The organism is Flexivirga sp., from assembly GCF_035551235.1.
GTDB lineage: Bacteria > Actinomycetota > Actinomycetes > Actinomycetales > Dermatophilaceae > Flexivirga.
Genome location: NZ_DASZNO010000026.1, coordinates 33,049 through 45,885, shown reverse-complemented (window position 1 = coordinate 45,885; position 12,837 = coordinate 33,049). Strand labels below are relative to the sequence as shown.

Below are 12,837 nucleotides of genomic sequence, written 5' to 3'. Positions count from 1 at the left end.
CTCGCCCTACTCAACCCGCATGTTTCAGGACTCGATGCGTTCGCCCGTCTGCGGGTGGAAGAGGTGCAGGTGTTCGCCGTCGCCCTTGGGCGCGAAGTAGATCGTCTGACCCTTGTCGGGCACCTGACGACCATCGACACGGGCGACGATCTGCTTCTCGTCGTCGCGTCCGCCGAGCTGCTTCTCACCGGGCTGCTCGCCGATCGTGGTGCGACCGTAGATGTAGGCGTCGGCGCCGAGTTCCTCCACGACGTCGACCTCGACCGGGATACCGCCCTCGGTGGTGGGCACGAGGTCCTCGGGGCGGATGCCGACGGTGATGGTGGTCTCGGCCTTCGCCAGCTTGGCGCGGTCGACCGGGTGGACCAACGAGCCGAGCTTGACGCCGGCGTCGGTGACGGGCACCTCGAGCAGGTTCATCGCCGGCGAGCCGATGAAGCCGGCGACGAAGACGTTGTTGGGGTGGTCGTACATCCGGCGCGGGGTGTCCAGCTGCTGCAGGAGGCCGTCCTTCAGGACCGCGACGCGGTCGCCCATCGTCATCGCCTCGACCTGGTCGTGGGTGACGTAGACCGTCGTGACGCCCAATCGCCTTTGCAGAGAAGCGATCTGGGTGCGGGTCTGCACGCGCAGCTTGGCGTCCAGGTTGGACAGCGGCTCGTCCATCAGGAAGACCTGCGGGGAGCGGACGATCGCGCGACCCATGGCGACACGCTGCCGCTGACCACCGGACAACGCCTTCGGCTTGCGGTCCAGGTAGGCCTCCAGGTCGAGGATCTTGGCCGCCTCCTCGACGCGACTGCGGATCTCGGTCTTGGCGACACCCGCGATCTTCAGGGCGAAGCCCATGTTGTCGGCGACCGACATGTGCGGGTAGAGCGCGTAGTTCTGGAAGACCATCGCGACGTCGCGGTCCTTGGGGGACAGGTTGGTGACGTCGCGGTCACCGATCAGGATGCGGCCCTCGTTGACTTCCTCGAGGCCCGCGAGCATGCGCAGCGCGGTGGACTTCCCGGAACCCGAGGGACCGACGAGGACGAGGAACTCGCCGTCCTCGATGTCGATGTTGAGCTTGTCCACCGATGCGGTGTCGGCTCCGGGATAAACGCGGCTGGCGCTGTCATACGTGACTGTGGCCATGGTGATGCAACTCCTTCACCGGCAGGAACGTGCCGGACGATCCGTTGTGAATGGGATGCGACGCCTGTCCCGCACTACACGGGTGTGACGCCAAGCACACTCTAACCGGGCCGCGGCGGGCGCGGGCGCGGAGTTGCCGAGGGAGTTCGTCATACGGGCGGGACCGGTGTGCCCCCGGGCTGCAGATTTCCTGCAAGGGGATTGCAAGATCTTGCACGAAAGCTGCAAGGGGGCGTAAGGTGCGGCGTCGTTGTATGACGCACGTCACATTCGCCCAAGGAGTACCCATGATCAAGCGCACCCTGGCCGTTGCCCTTGCCAGCGCGACAGCTGTCACCCTCGCCGGATGCGGCGGCGGGTCGTCCACGAACGGCTCGTCCGGGAAGAGCTCGGCCGCGGGAGCAGGTGCCAGCTCCTCGGCCGCCGCCAAGAGCGGCAAGTCATCCGCGGCCGCCGCGCCGGCCGCGGTCAGCACGAAGAACCCGTCGCGTGACAAGACCGCCGACCTGGTGATCTGGGCGGACGCGACGTCCGCGCCATACGTGACCAAGCTCGCCGGCCAGTTCGGCAAGGCCAACGGGGTGAAGGTCGCGGTGCAGATCGCGACCAACGTGCGCGACCAGTACGAGACCGCGTTCAAGGCGGGTCAGGCGCCGGACATCATCGTCGGCGCGAACGACTGGACCGGTGAGCTGGTCGCCAACGGCGCCATCGCTCCGGTGCACCTGTCGGCGTCGGCGGTGGCCGGTTTCAACAAGCAGGCGATCGCCGCGACGAAGTACAACAACCAGTCGTATGCCGTGCCGTATGGCGTGGAAAACCTTGCGCTGGTGCGCAATACGGCGCTCGCCCCGACTGCTCCCAAGACCATGGACGAGCTCATCGCGACGAGCAAGAAGCTGAAGTCGCAGGGCAAGGTCACCAACCTGTTGGCCGACGCGGTCGGGAAGCAGGGCGACGCCTACAACGCCAACCCCTACCTGACGGCCTGTGCGGGTGGCATCTTCGGCACCAAGGCCAACGGCGACTACGACCCGAACAAGCTGCTCGTCTCCAGCCCCGGCAGCATCAAGGGCGCCACCGAGATGGCCAAGCTGGGCAAGCTGGGCGCGCTCACGACGAACATCGACGGCACCAACATCGACTCCATCTTCACCACCAAGAAGACGGCGTTCGAGATCACCGGACCGTGGTCGATCCCGGCGATCAAGAAGGCCGGCATCAAGTACGACATCTCCCCGCTGCCGTCGATCAGCGGCTGCGGTCCGATGAAGCCCTTCCTCGGCGTCCAGATGTTCTTCGTGTCGAGCAAGGCCAAGAATGCGACCGTTGCGCAGACCTTCGTGACCAGCTTCCTCACCAGCAAGTCGGCGCAGGAGACGTTGTTCCACGTCGGGCAGCGTCCGCCTGCCCTGACCACGGCCTACAACGCGGTCGCCGCGACGGACCCCGACGTGAAGAAGTGGGCGGCCGCGGGCGAAGGCGGCAAGTTGATGCCGAACATCCCGGCGATGAACGCCGTCTGGAAGCCGCTCGGCCAGGCGCTGGCGAATGTCGTGTCCGGCAAGAGCCAGCCACGGCCCGCCCTCGTCTCGGCGCAGGGCGCGATCGCGACCGCCATCAAGAAGAGCAACTGACGGTTCCGGACTCGGACCCGGTGGGCGACAGTGCCGACCGCCGGGTCCGATCCCATCGCGCAGCCAGGAGATCGATGTGCCAACGCAGGAAATGGACCGGGCCGAGGACCGGCGGACGTCGCCGACCGCGATGCCCCGCGTCGCCAAGCGCCCGGTCGCTGGGACCGTCGTCCGCTGGGTGCTCATAGCGGGCGGCTTGCTGACGGCGGCCTACGTGGCCACCAAGCTCGCGGACGCCGGCGACACCATGGCGGTCGTCGCGACGGGGTTCGTCGCGATGCTCGGCCTGCTCATCTACGGCACGCGTCGTGCGGTGCCGGCCAAGTACCTCTTCTTCGGCGTGCTCTTCCTGGCCGCGCTGCAGGTCTGGCCGATCGTCTACACCGCGGCCACCGCGTTCACCAACTACGGCCAGGGCCACCTGGTCTCCAAGGAGCAGGCCACTGCACAGGACATCGCCTACTCGGTCGAGCAGGTCCCGGGCTCTCCGACATACGGGCTGACGGTTGCCGTCAAGGACGGGACGAGCCCGGTCACCGGAAAGTTGTTCTTCCTGCTCGCCAGCAGCTCGGGCAAGGCGTATGTCGGCAGTTCCACCGGCCTGCAGCCGCTCACCGGCATGCGGCTCTCCGCCGGGCGGGTGACGGTGGCGCCGGGTTACACGACGCTCAACCTCCTGCAGGCGAACAAGCGCAAGGACCTCGCGAACTTCGCCGTGCCGACCAAGAACCGTGGCGGGATCAAGGCGAGCGGTTTCGCCGAGGCGTTCGAGGGCCGGCCGACACTCGTCTGGGACAAGAAGGCCGACATCGTCACGGACGCCCGGACCAAGCAGGTGTATGTCGCACAGGATGCGCGCTGGGTGCCGAAAAGCGGCCAGGGACAGGCGCTTCCGGTTGGTTGGAAGGAGAACGTCGGCTTCGCGAACTTCACGACGATCTTCACCAACCCCAGCTACCGGTCCGGTTTCCTGCACATCTTCGTCTGGAACGTCTGCTTCGCGGCGCTGTCGGTCCTCACGACCTTCGTGCTCGGCCTGTTGCTCGCGCTGATGCTGAACGACCAGCGGATGCGCGGCCGGGGTGTCTACCGGGCACTGCTGATCGTGCCCTACGCGCTGCCGGTCTTCGTGTCCGCGCTGGTCTGGATGTCGATGTTCAACCAGGAGTTCGGCCTGATCAACAACCTGCTCCACCTGAATGTCGACTGGTTCGGCAACGCCTGGGCCGCCCGCGCGGCCATCCTGATCACCAACCTGTGGCTCGGCTTCCCCTACATGTTCATCGTCTGCACGGGTGCGCTGCAGTCGCTGCCGGATGACGTGGTCGAGGCAGCCAAGATCGACGGTGCCGGTCCACTGCGCACGCTGCGGTCGATCAAACTGCCACTGCTGCTCGTGGCGGTGGGGCCGTTGCTGATCGCGTCGTTCGCCTACAACTTCAACAACTTCGGGCTGGTGCAACTGCTCACCCAGGGCGGACCGTTCTCGGGGGCCGACAGCCAGGCGGGTTCCACCGATCTGCTGATCTCCTACGCCTTCCGCCTGGCACTGGGCGGCACCAATCCCAACTACGGACTGGCCTCGGCGGTGGCCGTCATCATCTTCGTCATCGTCGGACTGATGAGCTTTCCCGGCTTCCTGCGGAGCCGGAAACTGGAGGAGATCAACCGATGAGCGCAATCCGGCGCAACCTTGCTGGCGGACTCTGGTGGCGGCACCTGGTCGCTGTCGTCATGGTCGTATTCGCCTTGTTCCCAGTGGTATTCGTGATCTCGGCGGCGTTCAACCCCTCCGGTACGTTGTCCACGGCGTCCCTGCTGCCGACCGGCTTCTCGACCGGCAACTTCCACACGCTCTTCCACGATCCGGCGCGGCCGTATGGCGCGTGGTACAAGAACTCGCTGCTCATCGCAGTGGTCGGCTCGGTGGCGGCCCTGCTGATCGGAGCGTGTGCGGCATACGCCTTCTCGCGGCTGCGGTTCAGCGGCCGCAGGGTCGGACTGCTGGCGCTGTTGCTGCTGCAGATGTTCCCGGTGCTGCTCGCCTTCGTCGGCCTCTACATCATGTTCGGCAACATCGGCGATGTGCTGCCGGGCGTCGGGCTGAACACCTCGTGGGGCCTCATCCTGGCGTACATGGGTGGCGCGATGGGCGCGAACGTGTGGCTGCTGAAGGGGTACTTCGACACGGTGCCGGTCGAGCTCGACGAGGCGGCGCGCATCGACGGTGCGTCGCACGCGCGCATCTTCTTCACCGTGCTGTTGCCGCTGGCCCGTCCGATCCTGGTGACGGTCTTCATGCTCAGCTTCGTCGGCCTCTACGGTGAGTTCATGCTGGCGAGCATCTTCCTGACCTCGCCGGACAGCCAGACGCTGGGCGTCGGCCTCTACAACATGACGGTCGGGTCGGACCGCGTGTCCCACTTCGGAGCATTCGCGGCGGGCTGCCTGCTGGCCGCGCTCCCGGTGCTGCTGCTCTACCTGATCTTCCAGAAGCAACTGGTCAGCGGACTCACCCAGGGGTCGGTCAAGTGAGCAGGATCGATCGGCTCGCGCGGCCGCACCACGACGGGTCCCGGCTGTATGTCGACAACCAGGCGCCACAGCTCGGTGAGACGGTCACTGTGCGTGTCCGGGTGCCGCACGCGGCGAAGATCGCCGAAGTGCATGTGCGCCAGTTGTGGGATGCGGAGCCCACGTTCGCCGCAGCCGCGGTGGAGCGCCATACGGACGTCGAGGACTGGTGGGCGGCGCAGGTCACCTGTCACAACCCCGTCACGCCATACCGCTTCCTGCTGCAGGGTGTCGACGGCGAATACCTCTGGCTCAACGGCGATGGCCTGCACCGGCGGGATGTGCCGGACCACAGTGATTTTCGGCTTCTCACCTACCAGGCGCCGCCGGCGTGGGCGACGGAATCCATTGTCTACCAAGTGTTCCCGGACCGCTTCGCCCGTGCAAAGGGTGCGCCACCGGTCGCGGAGATCGCTCCGGAGTGGGCGACCCCCGCAGCATGGGACGACGACGTCGACACCGAGAGTCCGGCCGTGGTGAGCACCCAGCTCTTCGGTGGGGACCTGGACGGCATCCGTGAGCACCTCGACCACCTGCAACGACTCGGTGCGACGGTGCTCTACCTGACGCCGTTCTTCCCGGCCCGCTCCAATCACCGGTATGACGCCGCGACCTTCGACGCGGTCGACCCGTTGCTCGGTGGTGACGACGCCCTGGACCGGCTGGTCGCCGAGGCGCACCGGCGCGGGCTGCGCGTGCTCGGCGATCTCACCACCAACCACACCGGTGATGAGCACGAGTGGTTCCGGGCCGCACGCGCGAATGCGGAAGCCCCGGAGCGCGATTTCTACTTCTTCCACGACGACGGCGATTACGACAGCTGGCTCGGCGTGCATTCACTGCCGAAGCTCGACCACTCGTCGCCGCTGTTGCGCGACGCGCTCTTCGATCGTGCCGACGCGCCGGTCCGGCGCTGGCTGTCCGGCCCGAACGCCCTCGACGGCTGGCGGGTCGATGTCGCGAACATGACAGGGCGCCACAACGCGCAGGACATCAACCACGCGGTCGCCGATCACATGCGGGCCACCCTCGAGGATCTCGACGCCGACAAGCTGCTCGTCGGCGAGCACGTCCACGACCACTCCGCCGACGCACAGGGGTCCGGGTGGCACGGCGTCATGAACTACTCCGGATTCACCCGCCCGCTCTGGACCTGGTTGCGGGACAAGGAGTTTGCGCCGAACTTCCTGGGTGCGCCGCTGGCCGTGCCACGGCTGGGAGGTGAGTCCGTTGCGGAGACCATCGACGAGTTCGGCTCCTTGGACCCGTGGCGCTCGCGGGTCCACAGCTTCACGCTCACCGGCTCGCACGACACCACTCGCGTCCGCACCCTGGTGGGCGACGACCCGGCGATGGTCCGTGTTGCAGCAGCCCTGTTGCTGACGATGCCGGGCATTCCGATGATCACCTACGGCGACGAGATCGGCATGGAGGGCGCCTTCGGCGAGGACGGGCGACGGCCGATGCCATGGGACGAGAACTGCTGGGACACAGCGATTTTCACGACCTATCAAGAGCTGATCGCCGCGCGCCGGGAGCTTGAGCCGTTGCGGTACGGCGGCCTTCGGTGGGTGTCCGCGACAACAGATAGCCTGACCTTCGTGAGAGAGGACCGGTCCGGAGTCGTGCTGGTGCACTGTGCCCGGGCCGCGCACGAGGCCGTGACCGTGCCGGCCGTGCACCTGCCCGCGCTCGACCAGGGACGGCTGGTGGCCGCGTCGGCGGCGCGGATCGAGCCGTGCGGCTCCTCGGTGACGCTGCAGGCGGACGGCCCCGGTTACGCCGTCTGGTCGAGCCCCACGGCACAGGTGAGCCGGTGACCGGGCGTCTCGCGCGTATCGCCGAGCACGCCGGAGTCAGCGAGGCGACCGTCTCGCGCGTGCTCAACAACAAGAGCAACGTCGCCGAGGAGACCCGCTCGGCGGTGCTGACGTCCATCGATGTGCTCGGCTTCGAGCGACCGCCGCACCTGCGCAGCGCGATGCGTGGCGGTCCGGTCGGACTGATCGTTCCGGAGCTGACCAACCCGGTCTTCCCACTCTTCGCCCAGGTGATCCAACAGCGTTTGGCAGCAAAGGGTTTCACTGCTGTCCTGTGCACCCAGGCGCCCGGCGGCGTTGCCGAGGAGGACTACTTGCCCCTGCTGCTCGCGCACGATGTCTGCGGCATCATCTTCGTCAGCGGCAAGCACGCGGACAGCAGCTCGGACGTGTCCGCCTACCAGGGGTTGGTGACACAGGGCCTGCCGATCGTCCTGATCAACGGGCATCGCCCCGAGATCGCTGCGCCGTCCCTGTCGACGGACGAGCGGTCGGCCGTGGCACTCGCCTTCGACCACCTCGTGCAACTCGGCCATGAGCGGATCGGGCTGGCCACCGGGCAGCCCCGGTATGTCCCGTCGTTCCGCAAGGTCGAGGAGTTCGAGCGGCAGACCGCGGCGGCCGGGATGGAGACGCTGATCGAGCAGACCTGGTTCACGGTGGAGGGCGGCGAACTCGCCGGCCGCACACTGATCGAGCAGGGGGTGACGGGGATCATCTGCGGGTCGGACCTGATGGCGCTCGGAGTGATGCGCGCCGCAACGCAACTCGGCCGCACCGTGCCGACCGACGTCTCGGTCATCGGCTACGACGGCTCGGACATCACGAAATACACCGGCCCGCCGCTGACCACGGTCCGGCAGGACGTGACAACCATGTCGGCCGCGGCCGCCGATGCACTCGCGGAGCTGGTCAAGGGCCACCCCCAGCCGAGCGGCGATGTGCTCTTCGCGCCGGAGTTGCTCGTCCGCGGCTCCACCGGGCGCGCGCCGAAGCGCAGCCTCAGCTAGTGCGCAGCGCGCTGCGGACCGCCCGCAGCGTCTCGAGCACCGGCAGCACGTCGAGCGGTGCGTCGATCCGGTGGGTCGCGGCGGTGTCGCCGGCGCCGACCTTGATCGTGACATTGCCCGGGTCTGCGGCCAGGGTCACGAAGGCGCGCTCATCGGTGACGTCGTCGCCGAGGTAGAGGCTTGCGCGCGTCCCGAACTCCTTTGCCAATGCGAGCAATGCGCTGCCCTTGGTGACCGACAGCGCACTCAGCTCGACGATCTGCTTGCCGTCCATCACGTCCACACCGGGTATGTCGATCGCCAGGGCCGCGCGGGTCGCGGCGGCCGCGATGTCGGCCGCGACGTTCCGGGTGTGCAGCACGACACCGGCGGGCTTGTGCTCGATCCGGGTCGGCGGGTGCGCGGCCGCGACGGCCTCCAATGCACTCGTCGCGCGCGCCAGCCGGTCCCGCGCAGCGTCGTCGAAGGTGAGGTCCAGCGGCAGCTCACGATCCGGCTCCGCCCCGTGCGAGCCCACCAGCACGATGTCGTCGTCAACGGTCACACCGGTCAGCGCCTGCAGGGCCGCCAGGTGCCGCCCCGAGACGATGGCGACGAAAACCCCCGGCATCGTGGCGAGTTCGCGCAACAGCTCCATCGATCCGTCGACCGGCCGAGACGTGGACGGGTCCGCCACGAGTGGTGCCAGCACGCCGTCGAAATCGGTGGCGACCAGGATCGGCCCGGCGGCGGTGAATGACGAAAGTGCCTGCTGCAGCTGCGGATCGAGCGTCATGGCTGCCTGGGTGCGACCGCGAGATCGCTGAGGAAGCGCTCGGCCCAGTGCTGCACGTCATGGCGCAGCACCTGACGGCGCATCGCGCGCATGCGCCGCCTGCGTTCCTCGTCCGGGGCCTCGAGTGCACGGGTGATGGTCCGCTTGGTGCGCGCGATGTCGTGCGGGTTGCACAAGTAGGACTGCTTGAGTTCGGTTGCGGCGCCGGTGAATTCGCTCAGCACCAGCGCACCGGAGTCGTCATGTGCTGCGACATACTCCTTGGCCACGAGGTTCATGCCGTCCCGTAGGGGAGTGACCAGCATGACGTCGGCGGCGACGAACATCGCCGCCATCTCCTCGCGGGGGAACGACCGGTGCAGGTAGGTGACCGGGGGAGCACCGAAGCTGGAGTGCTCTCCGTTGATCCGTCCGACGGTCTGCTCGACCTCGCTCCTGATGTGCTGATAGGCCTCCAGGCGCTCGCGACTCGGCGTCGCCACCTGGATGAACTTCGTGCAAGCACTGTTCAGCGAGCCCTCGCGGTACATCTCCTCCAGTGCCTTCAGCCGGTGCCGGATGCCCTTGGTGTAGTCGAGCCGGTCGACGCCGAGCAACAGTTTCTCGGGGTTGCCGAGCTGCTCGCGGATCTCGGCTGCCCGCGCCTGCACCTTCGGTGTGGACGCCAGCTCCGCCATCCCGCGGGTGTCGATGGAGATCGGCACCGCCGCGGCGCGGCATACCTGACCGTCGCCGTTCTGGACGAGGTCCCCGCGGACCGCGACGTCCTCACCGAGCAGTTGCCGACAGGCGCGCAGGAAGTTCTGTGCGTCCGTACGGCGTTGGAAACCAAGGAAATCGGCGCCCAGCAGACCGTGCAGCAGCGAGTCGCGGGCGGGCAGTTGCATGAACAGCTCGACCGGCGGGAAGGGGATGTGGTTGAACCAGCCGATGCGCACATCCGGCCGCAGCTCACGCAGGAACTGCGGCACCTGCTGCAGCTGGTAGTCGTGCACCCAGACCGTGGCCTTGTCGGCCGCGAGGTCGGCAGCGGCCTCCGCGAACCTGCGGTTGACCTTCTCGTATGCCGCCTGCCAGCGCCGCCGGAACGTCGGCGGCACGATCACGTCGTGGTAGAGCGGCCACAACGACCCGTTGCTGAAACCCTCGTAGTAATCGGTGACCTCGTCGGAGCTGAGCGCGATCGGGTGCAAGCACATGTCGTCCTGCTCGAACGCTGCGGGCGCCTTGCCGGGGACTCCCGACCAGCCGATCCAGGCACCGTCGCGGCCGCGCATCACCGACTCCATCGCGGTCACCAGGCCACCGGGGCTGCGGCGCCATACGGACCGGTTGCCCTCCCGGACGCGGTCCACCGGCAAGCGGTTGGCGGCAATCACCAGATCGAACTTGTCCTTGAACAACAGGCCAACCCCTTTGCTTCAGCTGCGGTACGGCGAGCACTGCGTATGACGTCACCGCGCACTCTATGCCGCTACGTTGCTACCCGCCCGAGCAGTGCTTCGAACGGCGACCATCGCGTCCGTTCGATGATGGCCACGGCGGCGTCGTGGGCGTTACCGTGGAACATGCGCATCCAAGAGTTGCTCAAGGGCAAGGGATCGGACGTCGTCACGATCACCTCGGACACGACGATCGGCGAGCTGGTGCAGACCCTCGCCGACCACCGCATCGGTGCGGTGGTGGTCGTGGACGACGGAGCGATCACCGGGATCATCAGCGAGCGTGACGTCGTGCGTGCGCTGCCCGGCGGGGCCGAGGGCCTGCTCGAGAAGCCCGTATCAACCCTGATGACCAGCGAGGTCATCACCTGCTCGCCGGGTGACGAGGTGAGTTCGCTGGCGGCGTCGATGACCGAGCACCGGTTCCGTCACCTGCCCGTCGTCCAGGGCGACAAGCTCGTCGGCATCGTGAGCATCGGTGACATCGTCAAGTTCCGGCTGGAGGAGCTGCAGGGCGAGCGGGACCAGCTGGAGTCCTACATCACCTCCTAGAGTTTGCCAGCCGTGGTTTTCGCCACGTCGTGAAGCGTGCGCGGCGTCTCGTTCGTTGTCGCATACCGTGGACTTCATGACTGCAGATCGTCGCTCGCACCCCGGCACACCCGGGGCGAGTGGCACGCACCGGCTGCCGATGATCCAGGCCGCCGATGACAGCGACCGGCGGGCCGATCAGGACCGGATCGGCGACTACGAGCTGATCCGCAAGATCGGCGAGGGCGGCATGGGTGTCGTCTACAAGGCGCTCGACGCCGATGGTCAGGCGGTTGCCGTCAAGGTGCTGCGCGCTCACATCGCGCACGACCGGGGCGCTCGCGAGCGACTGCGCCGGGAGGTCAGCACGCTCGTGCGGGTGAAATCGCCGCACGTCGCCTCCTTCCTGGACGCCGACGTCGACGGCGAGAACCCCTACCTCGTCACCAGTTTCGTGCCCGGGGCGGCGCTCGATGAAGTGGTCGAGGACGACGGGCCGTTCGGCGCAGCCCGGCTGGCCAGGCTCGGTCGTGGGCTCGCGGATGCGCTGGGCGCCATACACCGATCGGGCATCGTGCACCGCGATCTCAAGCCGGGGAACGTCCTGATGGTCGGGGACGACCCGGTGCTGATCGACTTCGGCATCGCGCACGTCGCCGACGACTCACGCCTCACCTCGACCGGGCTGGTGATGGGCACGCCCGGCTACCTCTCCCCGGAGATCGTCGAGGGCGACGAGGTCAGCGAGGCCACCGACTGGTGGGGCTGGGCCGCAACCCTCGCGTATGCCGCCAGCGGTCGTGCCCCGTTCGGCCGCGGTCCGATGCCCGTGGTGCTGGATCGCGTATGCCGCGGGGAGTACGACCTGAGCGGCGTCGACCCACGGCTGCGGCCGCTGCTCGAGGCCGCGCTGGACCCGGACGCCACCCGGCGTCCCGCCGCGGCGGAGGTGCTGACCGCCCTCGACGTGTTCGCCGGCGGCGGCGACACCGGCGAGATCCCGGTGCTCGCGCAGCGCCGCCCACCGGCCGACCGTGCCGACCGACGCAAGCCGGTCACCGAGCAACTGGCCGCCGGCCCGGCACCGGACACCGAGCGCTTCGATCGCCCGGCCGTGCGCCCGGCACGGCCCGACCCGACCGAACGACTCGGCGCCGCACCGGGCGGACACGTGGTGCGCCCCGCCGACCACTCCGACCGGCCGGTCCCGTCCACCGCACCCGGACGATTCGTGCCGCCACCGGACCCGCGCATCGGCCAACCGTCACGCACCGGTACCCTCGCGGCGATCGTCGCGGCGCTCGCCGGCATCAGCGCCGTGCTGCCGACGGTCGGCATCACACTGTTGGTGCTCTGGGCCATCGCGGCCCGCTGGTGCGACAAGACGATCACCTCGATGGTGCTGCGTCGCTACAGCTCCGGGCCGCGCAAGTCCGACACCTTCGTTGCGGCCATCACGTCGCCATGGCACGGCGTCGTCGCCGCGCTGGCGACGCTGCTGACGGTGCTGATCCCGGCCTTCGTCGGTGGCTGTACGGCGGCCGCCGTCGCCCTGATCTACTCGATGGCCGAAAACGACTCGGTCTATGTCGGCAGGCCACTGCCGCTGGCCGTCGGGGTGCTCATCGGTGCCCTGGTGATGTGGTGGGGACCGGGCGGCATACCGCTGCGACGTGGTTCGCGCAGCATGGTGCGCGGTGTCGTGCGCGGGCAGCCGCTGACCCGGATCATCGTCGCGTTGTGCGTCGTGATCGCGGTGCTGGGAGTGGTCTTCGCGCTCACGCACCTCTCGTCCGGCGCGACCTGGTGGCCGATCCCGAGCGACTCGAGCCTGAAACTGCAGCTCGCGCTGGCGCAGCTGCCGTCGCTCGATCAGCAGATCCTCAGCTGACGCATACCGTGCGCCGG

At 68.0% G+C, this 12,837-nt stretch carries 10 protein-coding genes; 7 read left to right on the top strand and 3 right to left on the bottom strand.

Annotated features, from left to right (window positions below):
* Positions 1 to 24: 24 nt before the first annotated feature.
* Entirely contained in the window at positions 25 to 1,140 is a 1,116-nt protein-coding gene (locus VG502_RS07920; RefSeq protein ID WP_325549491.1) for an ABC transporter ATP-binding protein, read from the bottom strand.
* A gap of 287 nt (positions 1,141 to 1,427) precedes the next feature.
* On the opposite strand from VG502_RS07920, the gene VG502_RS07915 reads away from it, so the two are divergent.
* From VG502_RS07915 to VG502_RS07895, 5 genes are all read left to right on the top strand, one after another.
* Positions 1,428 to 2,777 (top strand): sugar ABC transporter substrate-binding protein, encoded by a 1,350-nt coding sequence (locus tag VG502_RS07915; RefSeq protein ID WP_325549490.1) that lies wholly within the window; start codon positions 1,428 to 1,430, stop codon positions 2,775 to 2,777.
* 76 nt (positions 2,778 to 2,853) lie between these two features.
* Positions 2,854 to 4,452: an ABC transporter permease subunit gene (locus VG502_RS07910; protein WP_325549489.1), complete on the top strand. Its 1,599-nt coding sequence runs from the start codon at positions 2,854 to 2,856 to the stop codon at positions 4,450 to 4,452.
* The gene (locus tag VG502_RS07905; RefSeq protein WP_325549488.1) at positions 4,449 to 5,312 is read left to right on the top strand and encodes a sugar ABC transporter permease; all 864 of its coding nucleotides are present in this window, start codon (positions 4,449 to 4,451) and stop codon (positions 5,310 to 5,312) included. Before VG502_RS07910 ends, VG502_RS07905 begins: the two co-directional genes overlap by 4 nt.
* A complete protein-coding gene (locus VG502_RS07900) occupies positions 5,309 to 7,171 on the top strand; it encodes a glycoside hydrolase family 13 protein (protein ID WP_325549487.1) in 1,863 nt (620 codons plus the stop codon). The genes VG502_RS07905 and VG502_RS07900 overlap by 4 nt, the downstream gene beginning before the upstream one ends.
* Positions 7,168 to 8,181 (top strand): LacI family DNA-binding transcriptional regulator, encoded by a 1,014-nt coding sequence (locus VG502_RS07895; protein WP_325549486.1) that lies wholly within the window; start codon positions 7,168 to 7,170, stop codon positions 8,179 to 8,181. The genes VG502_RS07900 and VG502_RS07895 overlap by 4 nt, the downstream gene beginning before the upstream one ends.
* Here VG502_RS07895 and otsB read toward each other — a convergent pair.
* Both otsB and VG502_RS07885 read right to left on the bottom strand, forming a co-directional pair.
* The gene (otsB, locus tag VG502_RS07890) at positions 8,174 to 8,956 is read right to left on the bottom strand and encodes a trehalose-phosphatase (RefSeq protein WP_325549485.1); all 783 of its coding nucleotides are present in this window, start codon (positions 8,954 to 8,956) and stop codon (positions 8,174 to 8,176) included. The genes VG502_RS07895 and otsB overlap by 8 nt on opposite strands.
* On the bottom strand, positions 8,953 to 10,359 hold the full coding sequence (locus VG502_RS07885) for an alpha,alpha-trehalose-phosphate synthase (UDP-forming) (protein WP_325549484.1): 1,407 nt from the start codon (positions 10,357 to 10,359) through the stop codon (positions 8,953 to 8,955). Before VG502_RS07885 ends, otsB begins: the two co-directional genes overlap by 4 nt.
* Before the next feature lie 165 nt (positions 10,360 to 10,524).
* Between VG502_RS07885 and VG502_RS07880 the strand changes: the two genes are divergently transcribed.
* Entirely contained in the window at positions 10,525 to 10,950 is a 426-nt protein-coding gene (locus tag VG502_RS07880; RefSeq protein WP_325549483.1) for a CBS domain-containing protein, read from the top strand.
* 76 nt (positions 10,951 to 11,026) lie between these two features.
* Positions 11,027 to 12,820 carry a protein kinase domain-containing protein gene (locus tag VG502_RS07875; protein ID WP_325549482.1) on the top strand — a complete coding sequence of 598 codons (1,794 nt, stop codon included), beginning with the start codon at positions 11,027 to 11,029 and terminating at the stop codon, positions 12,818 to 12,820.
* Positions 12,821 to 12,837: the final 17 nt, after the last annotated feature.

What these genes read in the sequence shown, in the direction of transcription:
- VG502_RS07920 (WP_325549491.1), bottom strand. Translation starts at nt 1,140, where the DNA reads ATGGCCACAGTCACGTATGACAGCGCCAGCCGCGTTTATCCCGGAGCC.
- VG502_RS07915 (WP_325549490.1), top strand. Translation starts at nt 1,428, where the DNA reads ATGATCAAGCGCACCCTGGCCGTTGCCCTTGCCAGCGCGACAGCTGTC.
- VG502_RS07905 (WP_325549488.1), top strand. Translation starts at nt 4,449, where the DNA reads ATGAGCGCAATCCGGCGCAACCTTGCTGGCGGACTCTGGTGGCGGCAC.
- otsB (WP_325549485.1), bottom strand. Translation starts at nt 8,956, where the DNA reads ATGACGCTCGATCCGCAGCTGCAGCAGGCACTTTCGTCATTCACCGCC.
- VG502_RS07880 (WP_325549483.1), top strand. Translation starts at nt 10,525, where the DNA reads ATGCGCATCCAAGAGTTGCTCAAGGGCAAGGGATCGGACGTCGTCACG.
- VG502_RS07875 (WP_325549482.1), top strand. Translation starts at nt 11,027, where the DNA reads ATGACTGCAGATCGTCGCTCGCACCCCGGCACACCCGGGGCGAGTGGC.